This is a genomic window from Halogeometricum pallidum JCM 14848 (assembly GCF_000337095.1).
Taxonomy (GTDB): domain Archaea; phylum Halobacteriota; class Halobacteria; order Halobacteriales; family Haloferacaceae; genus Halogeometricum; species Halogeometricum pallidum.
In genome coordinates this window covers 1-16068 of record NZ_AOIV01000010.1, presented here as the reverse complement: position 1 = coordinate 16068, position 16068 = coordinate 1, and the positions used below count along the sequence as shown (strand labels likewise).

The 16068-nt window shown below is 68.7% G+C and carries 17 protein-coding genes; 5 read left to right on the top strand and 12 right to left on the bottom strand.

What is annotated here, in order from left to right; translation table 11 throughout:
• Window positions 1-7 precede the first annotated feature (7 nt).
• Both C474_RS05890 and C474_RS05885 read right to left on the bottom strand, forming a co-directional pair.
• Entirely contained in the window at window positions 8-1210 is a 1203-nt protein-coding gene (locus C474_RS05890; protein ID WP_008384888.1) for a hypothetical protein, read from the bottom strand.
• 90 nt (window positions 1211-1300) lie between these two features.
• Window positions 1301-2143, bottom strand: a complete 843-nt coding sequence (locus tag C474_RS05885; protein WP_008384886.1) for a PspA/IM30 family protein — start codon at window positions 2141-2143, stop codon at window positions 1301-1303.
• Between the two features lie 52 nt (window positions 2144-2195).
• Between C474_RS05885 and C474_RS05880 the strand changes: the two genes are divergently transcribed.
• Window positions 2196-2816 carry an alpha/beta hydrolase gene (locus C474_RS05880; protein WP_008384884.1) on the top strand — a complete coding sequence of 207 codons (621 nt, stop codon included), beginning with the start codon at window positions 2196-2198 and terminating at the stop codon, window positions 2814-2816.
• Between the two features lie 85 nt (window positions 2817-2901).
• Here the strand turns inward: C474_RS05880 and C474_RS05875 are convergent, their stop codons facing one another.
• On the bottom strand, window positions 2902-3174 hold the full coding sequence (locus tag C474_RS05875) for a hypothetical protein (protein WP_008384882.1): 273 nt from the start codon (window positions 3172-3174) through the stop codon (window positions 2902-2904).
• A 388-nt stretch (window positions 3175-3562) separates the two neighbouring features.
• Here C474_RS05875 and C474_RS05870 point away from each other — a divergent pair, with 388 nt between their 5' ends.
• Both C474_RS05870 and C474_RS05865 read left to right on the top strand, forming a co-directional pair.
• Window positions 3563-4762, top strand: a complete 1200-nt coding sequence (locus tag C474_RS05870) for a glycoside hydrolase 5 family protein (protein WP_083861955.1) — start codon at window positions 3563-3565, stop codon at window positions 4760-4762.
• Window positions 4763-4931: 169 nt separating this feature from the next.
• Window positions 4932-5159: a hypothetical protein gene (locus C474_RS05865; protein ID WP_008384879.1), complete on the top strand. Its 228-nt coding sequence runs from the start codon at window positions 4932-4934 to the stop codon at window positions 5157-5159.
• Between the two features lie 84 nt (window positions 5160-5243).
• On the opposite strand, the gene C474_RS05860 is transcribed toward C474_RS05865, so the two are convergent.
• The 3 genes from C474_RS05860 to C474_RS05850 are packed head-to-tail and all read right to left on the bottom strand — an operon-like array spanning window position 5244 to window position 6994.
• A complete protein-coding gene (locus C474_RS05860; protein ID WP_008384877.1) occupies window positions 5244-5567 on the bottom strand; it encodes a transcription factor S in 324 nt (107 codons plus the stop codon).
• A gap of 57 nt (window positions 5568-5624) precedes the next feature.
• On the bottom strand, window positions 5625-6044 hold the full coding sequence (locus tag C474_RS05855) for a hypothetical protein (protein WP_008384875.1): 420 nt from the start codon (window positions 6042-6044) through the stop codon (window positions 5625-5627).
• On the bottom strand, window positions 6044-6994 hold the full coding sequence (locus C474_RS05850) for a hypothetical protein (protein WP_008384873.1): 951 nt from the start codon (window positions 6992-6994) through the stop codon (window positions 6044-6046). Before C474_RS05850 ends, C474_RS05855 begins: the two co-directional genes overlap by 1 nt.
• A gap of 110 nt (window positions 6995-7104) precedes the next feature.
• Here C474_RS05850 and C474_RS05845 point away from each other — a divergent pair, with 110 nt between their 5' ends.
• A complete protein-coding gene (locus tag C474_RS05845) occupies window positions 7105-7911 on the top strand; it encodes an SDR family NAD(P)-dependent oxidoreductase (protein WP_008384871.1) in 807 nt (268 codons plus the stop codon).
• Between the two features lie 29 nt (window positions 7912-7940).
• Here the strand turns inward: C474_RS05845 and C474_RS05840 are convergent, their stop codons facing one another.
• The 5 genes from C474_RS05840 to pyrG form a co-directional block, all read right to left on the bottom strand.
• Window positions 7941-8777 (bottom strand): RAD55 family ATPase, encoded by an 837-nt coding sequence (locus C474_RS05840; RefSeq protein WP_008384870.1) that lies wholly within the window; start codon window positions 8775-8777, stop codon window positions 7941-7943.
• 26 nt (window positions 8778-8803) lie between these two features.
• On the bottom strand, window positions 8804-9802 hold the full coding sequence (locus tag C474_RS05835; protein WP_008384869.1) for a beta-ribofuranosylaminobenzene 5'-phosphate synthase family protein: 999 nt from the start codon (window positions 9800-9802) through the stop codon (window positions 8804-8806).
• An 849-nt stretch (window positions 9803-10651) separates the two neighbouring features.
• Entirely contained in the window at window positions 10652-10975 is a 324-nt protein-coding gene (locus tag C474_RS05830; RefSeq protein ID WP_008384868.1) for a DUF7126 family protein, read from the bottom strand.
• Window positions 10972-11889: a glutamine-hydrolyzing GMP synthase gene (gene guaA, locus C474_RS05825; protein WP_008384867.1), complete on the bottom strand. Its 918-nt coding sequence runs from the start codon at window positions 11887-11889 to the stop codon at window positions 10972-10974. Before guaA ends, C474_RS05830 begins: the two co-directional genes overlap by 4 nt.
• Entirely contained in the window at window positions 11889-13550 is a 1662-nt protein-coding gene (gene pyrG / locus C474_RS05820; protein WP_008384866.1) for a glutamine hydrolyzing CTP synthase, read from the bottom strand. Before pyrG ends, guaA begins: the two co-directional genes overlap by 1 nt.
• Before the next feature lie 233 nt (window positions 13551-13783).
• Here pyrG and C474_RS05815 point away from each other — a divergent pair, with 233 nt between their 5' ends.
• Entirely contained in the window at window positions 13784-14554 is a 771-nt protein-coding gene (locus C474_RS05815; protein ID WP_008384865.1) for a PHP domain-containing protein, read from the top strand.
• Here C474_RS05815 and C474_RS05810 read toward each other — a convergent pair whose 3' ends face one another.
• Window positions 14555-15895, bottom strand: a complete 1341-nt coding sequence (locus tag C474_RS05810) for a saccharopine dehydrogenase family protein (protein ID WP_008384864.1) — start codon at window positions 15893-15895, stop codon at window positions 14555-14557. It abuts the gene before it with no gap.
• Between the last annotated feature and the right edge of the window lie 173 nt (window positions 15896-16068).

The following is a 16068-nucleotide window of genomic DNA, read 5'->3' as shown; positions in this document are numbered from 1 at the left end:
TGCGTCGCTACTCCCAGTCTAAGTCCTCGCTCCGACTCGCCGAACGCAGGATGAACGGCCCGATGGAGAGCGTCCGCTTGGCGACGGTGGCCACCCGGAGCATGATGGAGAGGAGGACGGCGAACGGGAGCAGCGACACCGCCGCGGCGAAGGCGACGACGTAGGTGAGGTTGTGGACGCCGAACGTCATCCCGACGACGCTGTCGGGGTTGTCCAGAAAGAGGATGGCCGACGCCGAGATGGCGAGGGAGGGAATCGACGCGTACAGCATCGCCCGCGAGAGGTTGATGAGTTCCCACTGGAAGTACAGCGTCTTGAAATGTTCTCGGGCGGGGCCGAAGTAGGTGAGCGTGTTCACCACGTCGTCGAGGGCCGTGCGCGCGTCCTCGGTGAGGCTGTCGTAGAACTCGTGTTTGAGCCGCCGCGCCTCGTATATCTTCCAGGAGTAGTTGAAGTCCAAGGCGGCGAACAGCACGTCGAACGTCCCGAACTGCTCGTCTTCGAGTTCCTCGGAGACGGCGCTAGCGTGCGCGACGAGTCCCTCGACGTACGCCGACACCTCCGCTTCGGTGTCCCCGTTCTCGCCGGCGGCCTCGCGCAGGTCCTCCGCGCGGTTCTGGGCGGCCTCGACGAGGGCGCGGAGGAACGCCGAGGGCTCCGGCGGCGCGGCGGGCACCTCCAGGTCGTCCTCGACGTCGCTGCGGAACGCCATCGCCCCCTCCATGCGTTCCCGCTGGTCGCCTAACGGTCCGAGTTCCTGTGAGAGCACGAGGGAGTTGATGGAGACGACGAGCGTAACGCCGGTGATGGTCGCGGTGACGAACGCCTGAAACAGCGTCTCGATGGGGTCGGCCGCCTCGACCGCCGTCACCAACGGGGTGGGGTCGAGGACGCCGAACAGTATGACGGTGACGAACACGACCGAAAGCGGCAGGACGGCGATGAACCACCGGTTCGCGTCGAGGAGCAACCAGAGTTTGATGCGGTTCTCGCCCGCGCGTTCGCGCATCGTGTCGCTCGGTTCCTCGTCGCGGCGGTCCCCCTCGTCGCTCCGAGAATCCCCTCCCGCGTTGTCCTCGGACGAGGGATTCCCGCCGTCGGCCCTGACGGCCGCCGTCCCGGCGTCCCCGGTCGTCGCGGGGGACCGCTCGCCTGCGGGACCGCCCCGCTCGTTATCACCTGTTTCCGCCGCCGCCTCGTCGTCGGGCATCGCTCACCCCCCTCTTCCGGGAGACTACGTAAAGGCCTCGCGGTCGCTCGGGGGTTCCGAAGCGGTCGAGAGAAAGCGGGGTGGCTCTGCTCAGGCGTCGTCCTCGTTCTTCAGTTCCTCCAGTTCGGCCTCGACGTCCTCGTCGGAGACGTCCATCTCCTCGAGTTCCGCGTCGGCGTCGGCGTCGCTCGTCGCCTCGGCCTCCGTACTCTCGCCGCTCTCGGCGTCCGCCGACGACTTGCCCATCTCGCTCTTCAGCGTCTCCAGTTCGGTGTTGACCTCGGCGTTCGACCGACCGGAGTCCAGTTCGCGGTCGATGGCGTCCTTGTCGGACATCGCGTCGTCGAACGCCCCCGTGTCGACGAGTTCGTCCATCGCGGCGGACCGCGCCTCCATCTCGTCGGTCTGGTCCTCGGCGCGTTCGAGGGCGCGGGAGACGTCGCCCATCTCGTCGCCGACGCCGGACATCGCCTCGGAGACGCGCGAGGAGGCCTCCGCCGCCTCGTAGCGGGCCTTCATCGTCTCCTTTTTCGTGCGGAACTCCTCGATGCGGTTCTGGAGTTGGTTCTTCTTGTCGACGAGGTCGTCCTGCGTCTCCTGGAGGTTGGCTATCTGCGTCTCCAACTCCTCGATCTGGTTCATCTTCGCCTGTTTTTTCTCCAGGGCGCGCGTCGCCAGGTCGTCGCGGTCCTGTCTGACCGCCTCGCGGGCCTGCTCGTTGTGCTTCTCGACGTTCTCTTCGAGGCGACGCTTCTGTATCTCCAGTCGCTTCTTCTGCGTCGTCAGGTCTGCGATGCCCTGTTTGACCTGCTGGAGTTCGTCCCGCATCTTCTCGTAGGAGTAATCCAGCGTCTCCCGCGGGTCCTCCGACCGGTTGAGGATGGCGTTTATCTTCGATCGGATAACGTAGGAGGTGCGTGAGAGGATTCCCATGGCCCTACGTTGGTCACGCTGGCCTTAAAACCTCACGCGGCCAAGGAATCGCGTGAGCGAGACGATTCTCGTCCCCGGCGGCCGCGACGTACGCGGGACGCTGGAGACGGCCGACTCGAACGCGGACTCGACCGCCGCCGTCGTCGCGTGCCCGCCCCACCCCCAACAGGGCGGCCATCGGGGGGACGAACGCCTCGTCGCCGTCGCCGACGAACTCACGGACCGGGGGGTCGACTGCCTGCGGTTCGACTACGGCCCGTGGGACGAGGGGCGCGGCGAACGCGAGGACGCCGCCCGCGCCGTCGAGTGGGTCACGGAGCGGTACGACCGCGCGGGCCTGTTCGGGTTCAGTTTCGGCGGAGCGGTGGCGTTATTGACCGCGGCCGACGGCGCCGACGTGGAGGCCGTCTCCGCGCTCGCCCCCGCGAGCGGACTCCCGGACGGGTCGGACGCGGTGGCCGCCTTCGAGGAGATACCCGTCCCGGTGCAGGTGGTGTACGGGACGCGCGACGACGTCGCCGACGCGGCGGCCGTGGCCGACCGCGCCCGCGAGTTCGAACAGTCCGTCGTCGAACTCGAAGCGGACCACTTCTTCGTCGGTCAGGCGGGGAAGGTCGCCGACCGAGTCGCGGAGTTCCTCGTCCCGTGGGTCAGACCCGAGGCGTCGCCGTAACCGCGGCACGCAAACGGGAGAGTGGACGAGACAGTCGACGGCGCGAGAACGGAGAGAAATCGAGGGTTCGTCGTCCGCCCTCAGGTTACTCGCCGAGGCCGTCGTTCGGGAAGCACTCCCCGAGGTCGTGGATCAGGTCGATGGTCTCCGTCTTCGTCTTGGGGTCGATGTCGTCGATGGTTTCTCTCTCGTCGAGGGCGCGCTTCAGGAGGGGAAGGCTCAGCCGCTGGTCGACGTGGCAGACGGGGAGCGAGAGGTCGTCGAAGTCCTCCGGAGGGATGCCCGATGTCGAGAGGAGAAAGTAGTCGTCGATGTCGGCGAGGTCGTCCATCGGGAAGTCACTCCCCTCGTAGGGCATGTTGGGGCCTCGTTCGTCGCACCGCGGATCAACGGCACGTGCAGGGTGTAGTCGGGCATGCCGTTCGACGCTCGAACGGGGGAGTCAAATGCCTTCTTGCCGCGTCTCCGGACGGGTTTCGTACGCGCTTGTCGCACCCGACCAGGCGGACTGCGACGGCCGTCCGCCCGGTCCCCCACCGCCCGCCCCGAAGGCGGCTCTCGGTCGGCCCTATTAGTAAGGAAACTTACTTGTACTCGCGGCGCTTCGGCGGAGATACGAGTCCCGGCGGCCGGGGACGCCGAGAGCGCGGCCGACGAGCGATACCTATACTGATAGTTAGCGGTCAGCGGAGCCGCGATGTGGCTAGCGTGCGTCACCTTACACCGGCGGTGCCGTTCGTCAGTCGATGGATGACACAGAGGGGGTATCGCGCCGGGGGGTCCTTGCGGCCCTCGGCGCCGGGGGAATCGGAGCACTCGGGGGATGTACCGGGTCGACGCGGCGCGACGCTATCGTCGCCGCCGCGACGGAACCTGAATCGTCGGGCGCGGTGCCGTCCGGGGGGACGGCGACGGCCCGCGAAACGGAGATAGAAACGGAGACGTCGGCGATGACCGAACAGCCGTCGCCGTCGCTGGAGGGGAACGGACTCTCGAACGTCCGGGGGGCGGTGTACCTCCCCTACCGTGTCTTCAACCACTACCAGATGTGGGACCGCTACGCGCCGGCGGAAATCGAACGCGACCTGACGTTCGCGAGCAACCTCGGGCTGAACTCGCTCCGCGCGTTCGCCAGCTACACCGTCTGGCGGGAGAATCCCGCGGCGTTCCGCGACCGGTTCGACCACTTCCTCGGGGCCGCCGCCGACCGCGGCATCGCCGTGCTCCCGATGCTGTTCGAGAGCATCGGCGTCGACCCGACGCCGTCGAACGTCGCCCGCGACATCCCGATTCGGTCGCCCGGCGGCGCGGTGCTCCGAAACCGCGGACGCTGGGGCGAGACGGCGGAGTTCGTCCGGTGGTTCGCGGCGCGGTACGGCGACCACGAGGGCCTCCTCGCCCTCGAAGTGATGAACGAACCCGGGGAACTGGACCACCGCGTCGCGTTCGTGCGGGAGATGCTCCGCGTCGCGCGCGAGACGCACCCGACGGTGCCGCTCACCGTCGGCTGTAAGACGCTCGACCTCAACCGCCAGTACGCCGACGCGGTCGACGCGTTGCAGTTCCACCACAACCTCCCGCCGACGGCCGACCAGATGCGACAGAAACTCGGGGAAGCGTCGGACCTCTCCGCGGAGGTGGGCAAGCCCGTCTGGCTGACCGAGTGGCAGCGGACGCGGGCGGGGCCGCCGGACAAGATGCTGCCGAACTACGACTCGTTGGCCGACGTCGTCCGCGACAGCGACATCGACGGCGAGTTCTTCTGGCAGTTGATGCTCAACCCGGCGTACAACCTCAAGGTGCGGTCGATGGGCCGCATCAACGGCGTGTTCACCGAGGACGGCGGCGTCTACTCGCTGGAGGGCGCGCGCGCCCTCGCCGGGTTCGACGAGTGGGACGCGCCGCAGATTCGACCCGAGTGGACGGAGACCGCCGGGTCGGAGTGAACAGTACGGCCCAGCGCTGTCGAAATCCGCCGTCGCCGCTGGTTCGTCGACGCCGTACCGAACACCGAGCGCGTATCTCCAGAGGCTTGCACCGATATATCTGACCGATTCGAGGATTCGTCGTTCGGCAGCGAGCGGTCTTTTAGTGGTACAGAGCCAACCACCGGACATGGATCGATACGAGGCTACGTTCGAAATCGACTCGAAAACCGATTCGTACGCCGCACGACGAATTTTGGAGCAGGCGTACGACACGATTCGCGAGGAGTCCCGCAGTGTCCGGGAAGGCTCGGACGATGCAGACGTGTTACTGCGGGAGTTCAAAACGCTTCGAGACGCAGCGAAGCAACCGGCGACGGGGACGCTGACGGTCACCTACGAACGGTACGACGAATAAGGGCGAAGGGGCAGCTAAGCAGAGAACGCGGGATTCGGACTGGCGATGTAACGGCCGAAGGCGGTAACTGTCGCCTTCGTCTCGTCAGTTGTAGCCGCGCCACCGCCGCCCGCAGTTCTTACATTTGAAAAAGCGCGTCGGCGGTTCGTCGGCCGCGCCGGTCTGTTTTATGGTGTACCACGCCTCGCCGTGCCCGCACTCCTCGCAGGTCACGTCCGTAGCGGTGGGTTTGCCCTCGAAGTTCGCGCCCTCTTCGGTCTCGATGACGTCCGAGTCGTCCTGCGCTTCGGTCGAGACGAACTCCGCGGCGCGGTCGGCGTCCTGCTCCTGCGTGGCGCCGCAACTCGAACAGACCATCTCGCCGTCCCGGTTGTGCATCATCGAACCGCACTCCTCGCAGAACTGCATGGGTTCGCGTACCCGCTTCGGGCACTAATGTTGCACGCCTCGCCGCGCGGCGACCCGCTACCGTCGCTCGTCCGGGTCTGACCCGCGGACCACGGGGCAGTTTCGAACCCGGAACCGGTCGGCGTCGGCGACTTCGACTATCTCGGTCCCCCCGCGCGTGCACGCGAACGCCGGCGGGACCGCGAAGTGCGGGCAGGACTGACAGAACGACCGCTTGGGGACGACGTGTTCGAGGTCCCCCGACGCGCCCTCGACCGCCTCGGCTTCGGCGGCGACGCCGGCGGTGGCGGGGTGGTCGTCGACCAACTCCGTCCAGAGCGTCTCGGAGTCCACCGATTCGACGGCCATCGACTCGAACGGCGACGCCTCGGGCGCGCCGTTCTCCTCGGACTCCGTTCGCTCCGCGCGTCGCCGTCCGACGCGGTCGGCGAGGTCCGACAGGGGGTCGTCGTTCTCGTCGTTGGTGGCGTCTCCCATCAGTCAGTCCCCGCGCCCGCCTCGACCGGTTCGGCCGGTTCGCGGGGCGCGTCCGACTCGACCGACTCCGTCTGCTCGGTCGGGTCAGCCGACTCCGCCTCGGACGCCGTCGCGGCGGACGTCTCGTCGATGCGGTCGGACCACTCGAACGGCGTCTCTGCGGACTCGTCCGCGGTCTCTTCGAGGCGTTCCAGCGCGGGCGGCCGACCCGTCGTGAGCGTCGCCGACCCGAACGGCAGCAGACCGCTCCTCGCGCGGACGCCGTCGAACGTCTCGTCGCAGTGCGGACAGTGCGGCGCCTCCAGGAGGCCGAGGGCGACGGACTCGCCGCACGCCTCGCAGTCGGCGCGGACGACCCCCTCGCGGTTCGCCTCCCGCTTGAGTTCGGTCGCCGCCGTTCGCTCCGCGTCGGCGCGCGCGCTCTCCGAGGCCCGTCGTCGCAGGTCGACGACGGCGGCCGCCACCGCGTCGAGTTTCTCCTCGCTCTCCTCGGCGGCGTCGACGAGGTACTCCAACACCTCCTCGTAGTTCTCGAACCCGGCCTCCACGCGGGACTCCAGCGTCGACAGCGATTCCCCGAGGTCGGAGACGGCGTCGGTCGCTCGCGCGGCGGCCGCGTCGTCGGAGTCGGGGCGTTCGTCGTCCGCCGCCGCGCGCCGGTCCGCCTCGCGTTTGACCTGGACGACCCGTTCCCGCAGGTCGGTCACCTTCTCGTCGAGTTCGGTTTCGAGATGCGACACTCTGGTCCCGAGGTCGGCGAGTTCCGAAGCCGCGTTCTCGCCGGCGGCGTCGCTCCGGAGAGCGTCTCCGCCCGCTTCGAGCACGCGGTACGCCGCGAGGGCGCGTTCGACCACCTCGGTGCGGTCGACGTCCAGTTCCGCCGCTCTCCGGTCGACCCACCGCTCAAGTTCCTCCGTCTCCGGTCTCGTCTCCGCCCGTTCCCCTCCCATTGGTCCGAACGTTACGCTATTCTAACTTAAACGTTGCCGACATATTTGTTTTTGATCTGTCACTATTGGCGGCCACTCGGCTTTTCGGTGGGACTCCCATAGCGGGGTCGATGACAAACGAAGACGGAATCCGAACGCAGGAGTCGGTCCGCGAACTGTCGAGCGTCGACGGCGAGACGGCCGTTATCACGGGCGCGTCCAGCGGAATCGGCCGCGCCGTCGCCGAGACGTTCGTCGCGGACGGCGCGGACGTGGTCATCTGCTCGCGCACGCAGGAAGACGTCGAGTCGGTCGCCGAGGAACTGAACGAGGCCGACGTCCCCGGGTCGGTCCTCCCGGTGGAGTGCGACGTGACCGACCGCGATTCGGTCGAGGCCCTCGCCGAGGCGGCCGTCGAGGAGTTCGGAGAGGTCGACCTCCTCGTGAACAACGCGGGTGGCTCGGGGTCCGGAGGCCCGTTGCACGAGGTCGAGGGCGACGAGTGGGACGGGGTCGTCGACGTGAACCTCACCGGCGTCTACAACGTCACGACCGCGTTCTCGGACGCCCTCCGCGAGGACGGCGGCGCGGTGGTCAACACCGCCAGCATGGCCGGCCGCTACGGCGTCGCCGGCATGGGACCGTACAGCGCCGCGAAGGCGGGCGTCAGCGCCCTCACGCGGACGCTCGCCGACGAGTGGGCTGGCGACGACGTGCGCGTCAACGCGGTCGAACCCGGATTCGTCGCGACGCCGCCGGTCCGCGAGATGCTCGACGTCGAGATGCCCGAACGCGAGGGCGCCGACCGACGCATCGGGCAACCGGACGAGATAGCCGATACGATTCGCTTCCTCGCCAGCGACGCGGCCTCCTTCGTCACCGGACAGACCATCGCGCCGACCGGCCCGCCGAACACCTTCGAACCGCCCGAGGTCTGAGGACGCCTCGGCGGTCCGGCGCGGGCCCCTCAGCGAATCTTTCTCACGTCGCTTACGTCGAAGCCGCCGTCGTGAATCTGCGTCTCGAACCGGACGATATCCTCGGATTCGAGGCGAGAGAGGACGCCGCGGAACTCCTGGACGACGAGCGTCCGCGCGCGCTTCGAGCCGCCGGTGTCCCACTGGAACTGCAGGGTCCCGTCGACGGCGTCCATGAGGTGGCCGAGGTCGGTGCGTTCGAGCGTGTCGCGGCCGACGAGGGCGAGGATGAGACCGCCCCACCGCCGGGCCGCCTTGCTGACGCCGCGCATCACCATCGAGATGTCGTGGAACGACATCTCGTCGGAGACGGCCGCAACGAGGTCCGTGAGGGAGTCGATGACGACGAGGTTGCCGGCGGCGTGGTCGTTCAGGTAGTTGCCGAGGGCGGTGAGGACGGACACCCGGTTGTGTCGCTCCCCGAGGTCCTGCAGGGTCGTCGCCTCCCCGGCGTACCACTCGCGGGGGATGGGACTCGGCCGGAAGTACTCCGCTGAGAAGTCGTGAAACCGGATGCCCTCGGTGGCGGCGTCGACGAGGGACTCCTCGAACACGTACGACATCTCCCGCCGGAGGTTCGACTCGTCGGCGGTGAAAGAGAGGTAGTGAACCTCCGGCGGCGGCGTCGACTCGCCGTGCAAGTCGCCGTAGTAGAGGTCGAAGAGGTCGACGTCGACGTCGTGGACGGCGTTCATCGTCGCGCTGGTGAACATGAACTCGCGTGCGCCGGCGCCGGGTTCGCCGACGAGGAGGACGACCGAACCGGGCGGTGCGCCGCCGCCGACGATGCGGTCGAAGCGGGAGACGCCGAACGGGATGCTGTCCATATCCGCTACAGACACATTCAGGTCCGTTAACCGTTTCGCTGGCTCGTCTCAGCCCTCTCGGACACGTCGGCGCCGACGTTTCGACCGCCGACGACGCGCACGTCGCCGCCGACCCCCGCCGAATCGAGCGCCGCCGCCCCCGCCTCGCGCGCCTCGTCGGCGTGGGCGGCGTCGGTGACGGCGTAGACGGCCGGCCCCCACGAGGACTGCCCGGCGCCGTAGCAGGCGGGGGTGTCCTCCAACGCGGCGACGAGTTCGCCGACCGGAGGGCGGTAGACGCCGCCCTGCTCGTCGGCGTACCACGCGCCGTTGAGGCGACCGATTTCGGACACCGCTTCGCCGAAGCGTGCGGCGCTCCCGTCGGCGACGGCGGGGAGGAAACGGCGCGAGAGCACCCCTGAGATGCGGTCGGCCACGTCGGGGTCGGCGCGTTCGACCACGGCGCGCATCCCCTCGTCCTCCTCCTCGCCGCTCCGGCCCGGGTCGGCGTCGGGGACGACGAGGAGGAACCGCCACTCGTCGGGCACGGCGTGACGAACGGCGACGGCGGGGACGGTCCACTCCCCGTCGGCGGGCCGGTCGGTCGTAAAGCGTGCCGTCGGGTGGCCGGCGTCGACGAGGACGCCGCCCCGTTCGAACGTTCCCACGCCGATGCCCGACCGACCGCCGCGGCCGAGGCGGGGGGCGGCCGACCGGACCGACGGGTCCCTGTCGTGGGCGCGGGCGACCGCCGCGTAGACGGCCAGCGCGAACTGCGTGCCGCTGCCGAGGCCGACGTGCCGCGGGAGCGACGACTCAACCGCGACGGCGGCGCCGGGAACGCCGAGGAGGTCGACGGCGCGTTCGGCGTAGCGGCGCGCCTCGGGGTCCGCGCAGTCGACGCCGTCGGCCGGTTCGGCGGCGACGACGGTGCGGGGTTCGTCGAGTCCGACGCCGAGTCCGCCGTACAGTCGCTGGTGGGCGAGACTCAGGTTGAGAAAGCCGAAGTGCAGGCGGGCGCCGGTCGAGACGCGAACGCGACTCATCGGGCGAACTACCGGACCGCCGAGTATGTCGGTTTCGGCGGTGGCAAACGGAACCGGCGTCGGTGCCGGGGGTAAGCTATCTGGGTCGCTCGTCCGTCGCGGGTCTGGCGAACCCGGTCGGCCGCGAATCGAGGGCCGAAGCCGGAACGAGCGGGGTGGGTGGTGGGGTGCCTCGGTCTGCCTGTAGCGCCGCCGGGCCGCATGGGTGGGGTCGAGTCGCGGCCCGGGGCACGGGTTCGGCGCGCCGCGGGGTTCGGCGCGCCGTCGCGTTCGGAGTCGAGACGAGCGAGAGCGCGCGTTCGAGTTAGTCGCGCGCCGACCACCACGACTCGCTGTGGGTCGCGGGGTCGCCCGTCGCCGTCCGACTGCGGTGATGCGCGTTAGGGAGCGAATGTGACGACCGTCGCACCGTCGCGCGGGACAGGCCGACGGTGCGTCGCGTCGGAGCGCTCCTCGGTCACCGCGTCTTTCGCTTGGGAGGGTAGGTACTTCAACCGAGGCGACCCTGAACCCGGATTCAACCGCATATTGTCCCAAAGTTACGATTAACGGGATTTTAATTCGCGAGTCGTCTGACGCTCGGCGTTCGCGCGTCGTCTCGACCTCTCTCGGCCCCCGCCTCGTCCCGAGCGCCCTCCCGTCGGCCGACGCGGTAGTTCGGTCGCCCCCCGAGGCGCGCGCGTCCCGACGCGTTCATCCGAGCGTCCGAGGACGCCGCTGGCGGGCGCGAGGATTCGATAGAAGCGGGGAAGGAGGCGGCGGGGTCGGCCGACGCGGCCGAGACCGCCTCGGACCGAGTCGTCGAGTCGCGGATTCGAGATGCCGACGGGGGGTCGTCTTCGCGACGCCCTACGCGCCGACGAGTTCCTCGGCGACCACGTCGGCCGCGAGGAGGTCCGGGTCGACGGCGAGGTCGGCCTGCCCGCGCGCGTACTCCGGCAGGGAGTCGCGCGAGTAGGCGACCACGCGGATGTCCGGGTTCGCTTCGCGCGCCACGGGGATGACCGAGGCGTCGTCCATGTCCGTGAGGACGAGGGTGTCCGCGGTGTCGACGCCCGCGTCGGCGATGGTGTCGCGGGTCGCGACGCCGTCGACGCGAACCACGTCGATACCGAGGTCGGAGAGCGCATCGCCGAGGCCGTCTGTGTCTGGTCCTGTAATGAGCACGGTCATTCGTACTCGATGGTGGCCGGCGGCTTGTGTGTTACGTCGTAGACGACCCGCGCCACGTTGTCGTTCTGTCCCGTGATGCGCGACTGAATGCGCTGGAGCGTCTCCCACGACAGTTCCTGCGCCCGCGCGGTCATGCCGTCGCGCGACTCCACAGAGCGTACGGCGACGATCCAACCGTGGACGCGGTTGTCGCCCTTCACGCCGGTGCCCTTCCCGACGACGGCGGCGAACGCCTGCCAGGGGTCGTACTCCTCTAGCTCCTCTTCGACGACGTGGCACGCCTCGCGGGCCACTTCGACTTTCTCCCCCGTCACCTCGCCGACCACGCGGACGGCGAGTCCGGGGCCGGGGAACGGCATCCGCTCGGAGACGACGGATTCGAGGCCGAGGGCGCGCGCCACCTCGCGCACCTCGTCTTTGTACAGGTCGCGGACGGGTTCGACGATGCCCTCGAAGTCCACGACGTCCGGCAGGCCGCCGACGTTGTGGTGGGATTTGATGTTCCCCTCCGACTCGATGCGGTCGGGGTAGATGGTCCCCTGCACGAGGAAGTCGGCGTCGGTGTCCGTCGCCTCGCGTTCGAACTCGCGGATGAACTGCTCGCCGATGACCTTGCGCTTCTCTTCGGGGTCTATCACGCCTTCGAGTGCGCCGAGGAAGCGGTCCTGCGCTTCGACCACTCTGAGTGAGTCCATGTAGTCGAACGTCTCGCGGATGCCCGCCGTCTCGCCCTTCCGCATCAGACCGGTGTCGACGTAGACGGGGGTGAGTTGGTCGCCGATGGCGCGGTAGGCGAGGGCGGCGGCGACGGAGGAGTCCACGCCCCCCGAGAGGGCGATGATGGCGTGCGCGTCACCCACCTCCTCCGAAATCTCCTCGGTCGCCTCCTGGATGAAAGATTCGGCGTCGACCATTACGCCTGCACCTCCTGGTCCGCGGCGAGTTCACGGGCGTCCAGTTCGCCGAGGACGGCCTCCACGAACCCGACGAACGGCGGACTCGCGCGGTCGGGGCGCGAGCGGAACTCGGGGTGGAACTGCGTGCCGAGGAAGTACGGGTGGTCGGTCCGTTCGACGATCTCCATGCGGTTGTCCGCCCGCCCGGAGAACGTCAGCGCGCCGTCCTCGAGTTCGTCGATGAAGTCGGGCGCCACCTCGTAGCGGTGGCGGTGTCGCTCGGTGCAGACGGTGCCGCCGTAGACGTGCGCGGCCAGTGAGCCCTCGGCGATATCCGTCTCGTGCGCGCCGAGGCGCATCGTTCCGCCCATCTCCTCCGTCTCGTACTGTTCGGGCAGCAGGTCGATCACGGGGTAGGAGCTGTCGGGGTCCAGTTCGGCCGAGTGGGCGTCCTCGTGACCGAGGACGTTGCGCGCGTGTTCGACGACGGCCATCTGGAAGCCGAGACAGAGACCGAGGAAGGGGACGCCGTTCTCCCGGCAGTAGCGGATGGCCTCTATCTTCCCCGCGGTGCCGCGCGTCCCGAACCCGCCGGGGACGACGACGCCGTCGGCCTCTTTCAGTCGATTGGTGTGCTTGTCGAGCATCTCGTCGGAGTCGACCCAAAGGATGTTCACGTCCGTCCGCGTCTCGATGCCGGCGTGCTTCAGCGCCTCGTGGACCGACATGTAGGCGTCTTCGAGGTCGTACTTCCCGACGAGGGCAACGTCTATCTCCTGCTGTCGGTCGCGCGTGACGAGTTCGCGCCACCGCTGGGAGCGGTCGGCCCGCGGAAGCGCCTCCCCGTCGAGGTTCAGACGCTCCATCACGTACTCGTCGAGACCCTCCTCTTCGACCATCAGCGGGACGTGGTAGATATCCTCCACGTCGGGGTTCGAGAACACCGCCTCCGTGGGAACGTCGCAGAACAGTGCTATCTTGTCTTTCGTCTCCGGGTCGAGTTTGTCCGGACTGCGGCCGACGACGATGTCGGGTTGCAGGCCGATGCTCCGCAGTTCCTTCACGGAGTGCTGCGTCGGCTTCGTCTTCTGCTCGCCGTTCTTCGAGTAGGGGACGAGGGTGACGTGGGTGAACAGGATGTCGTCGTCGTCCTCCTCGTGGGCGAACTGGCGGAGCGATTCGAGGAACGGCATCCCCTCGATGTCGCCGACGGTGCCCCCGACTTCGATGATGCAGACGTCAGAACCCTCGGCCGCCTCGCGGACGCGCCGCTTGATATCGTCGGTGACGTGCGGGATTATCTGGACGGTCTTGCCGAGGTAGTCGCCGGCGCGTTCCTTCTGGATGACGTGCTGGTAGGTCTTGCCCGTCGTCACGTTGTGGTCGGAGGTCATGTCGACGCCGAGGAAGCGCTCGTAGTTCCCCAAATCGAGGTCGACCTCGCCGCCGTCTTTTAACACGTAAACCTCCCCGTGCTGGTAGGGGTTCATCGTCCCCGCGTCGACGTTCAGGTAGGGGTCTATCTTGACCGCCGTCACGTCGAACCCGGCGTTCGAGAGCAGTCGCCCCGTGCTCGCGGCGGTGATGCCCTTCCCCAGCCCCGACATCACACCTCCTGTCACGAAAATGAATTTCCGACCCAGCGACGGGTCGTACCCGGTTTCGGGTTCCTTCGGCATACCGACTGTGTGCCAGCACACTTCAAAACCGTTTCGGAGCGAGCGATCCTTTGCCAAAATTCACCACGTTTCAACGGGTTTAGAGGTGGTTCGGAAACTCCGCCTCGCGCGCCTCCGCGCCGAACGCGCAGAGCGTACGAACCGCCGTCGGGCGTCCCCGTCAGTCGTCGCCGCCTCGCCCGGATCGAGCGACCGAAGCTACTACCCGCGAGGCGCCGTACCGACCGACGACCGTGTACGACTACCACACGCACTCGACGTACTCCGACGGCGACTACCTCCGGTCGATGTTCGCCGCCGCGGAGGCGGCCGGACTCGACGGCGTGGGCGTGGCCGACCACTGCATGGTGCTGTCGACGGAGTGGGCCCGCCGGACGCGCCGCGAGTACGGGTTCAACTTCGACGCGACGTACGAACGCCGCCGCGAGGCCATCGACTCGCTCCGGGACCGGTTCGACCTCGAAATCTTCGACGCCGCCGAGGTGGACTACGAACCCGGCCACGAGGAGGAGATACGTTCGTTCCTCGCCGACGCCGACTTCGACTACGCCGTCGGAAGCGTCCACGCGCTGGACGGAGCGAACGTCCACGCCGTCGACCACTTCGCCGCCCTCCCCGAGTCGCGCCGCCGCGAACTGGTCGCTCGGTACTTCGAGAAACTCGTCTCGCTGGTCGAGTCCGAACTGTTCGAGATAGCCGCCCACCCGGACCTCGTCGAACGGAACTCCGCGCTCCGTGGCTACGCGACCCGAGAGCAGTACGAACGCGTCGCGGACGCCTTCGCCGACTCGCGGACGGTGCCCGAGGTGAACGCCGGGCGCGTCCGCCGCGACTACGGGCGGTTCCACCCGACGCCCGAGTTCTTCGAGGTGCTCGGAACGCGCGGCGTCTCGTTCGCACTCGGGTCGGACGCCCACGACGCCGACAGCGTCGGCCCCCTCGCCGACGAACTCCGCGCGTTCGCCGACGAGAACGGCCTCGACCCGGCGCGGCCGGACCGATAACTACTTGTCGTCCTCGCCGCCGGTCGTCCCCGAGGCGTCCCCGCGGCGCCGAATCGCCGGGGAGGTGTCGTCCGAGACCGCTCGCGGACTCGGCGACGAGTCACCGTCGCCCTCACCGGGGTCGGCCGACGACTCCTCGACGGGGTGGTCCTCCCCGTCCGCGTCGCCCGCCTCGGCGCCGAGGTCCGGGTCGTCCGCGGCGTCGACGTCGTCGTCTCCCTCCGTCACCGGGTCGGCCGTCGCCGCGGGCGTCTCGCGGTCCGGGCCGGTCTCGCGCGCGACGACTTCGCCGTCCGCTAAGTCGATGCGCTCGACGCCGGGCAGTTCGAGGACGAGGTCCGGACCGAACGCCGCGGCGGGGGTCTGATAGCCCGTCGGCGCCTCGCCGTCGAGCGTCTTCTCGACGCACTTCAGTGCCGCCTGCACGGTCAGTTCGTACGTCTCGGGCGTCCGGAGGCGCGAGACGAGGCGGTCGCGCGAGGAGCGGACCTCCCCCCAGATGCGCGCCTCGCCGGAGGTTCGCTGTTCCTCGTCGGGGCCCTCGACGTAGCGGTCGACGAGGCGGTTCAGCACGGACTTCGCCGCCTTCGAGTCTAACACGCCGCCGAGGTAGTTCGTCGCCGTGAGAGCGCGCCGCGCGCCCGCCGGGAGCGAGAGGTACACCTCGACGTTCGGGATGCCCGTCGTGAAGTGGGCCGTCGACACGTCGCCCCACGGGATGGTGACCGCGCGGTGGAGGCCGTCGCCGAAGTCGACGGCGCGGGTCTTGTGCGCGACCGGCACCCAGCGCAGTTCGCCGTCCTGCCGCACGGCGCCGCCGCCGGTCATGTCGCCGAGCGCCGTCTTCAGCGTCCCCGGCGAGATGCCGCTGTCGGATTCGAGGGCGAGAGAGAGATGCGTCGCGTCGGGCAGGCGGGCCTTCAGGTGCGCCGCGAGGCAGTCGGTGGGAACCACGTCGAAGCCGACGCCGGGCAGTAGCGTCACGCCGGCGTCCTCGGCCTCGTCGCTCCGGCGCTTGATTCGCTCGAAGACGGGGAGTTCGCCCGTGATGTCGAGGTAGTGCGTGTCCGTCTCGAGGCAGGCCTCGACCAACGGGTCGGCCGTCCGGTCGAACGGACCGGCGCAGTTGAGCATGAGGTCGATGCCGTCGAGTTGGTTCGCCGCCAGCGACACCTCGAAGGTGCGGTAGGGGAGGTCGAGTTCGTCCGCGAGGTCGCGGGTCTTGATCTCGTCGCGTCCGGCGAGGACCACGTCGTGTCCCCGCTCCGCCGCTTCCTCGGCGACGAGGCGACCGGTGTAGCCGTACGCGCCGTAGACGAGAAACCGAGAGTCGTCGGGCATGGTTCGCCGTTGTGTCGTCGGAGGGTTATTCGTACCGGCTCCATCCCCTGGGCGCGGGGAAAACCCCGGTTCGACTGCCGCGACCGGTGCCGTTGAGACCGCGGCGTTCGAGGACCCGAACATGGACATCCCCAGTCTCGGCTTCGGCACCTACCGGATGGAAGAGCGAGAGG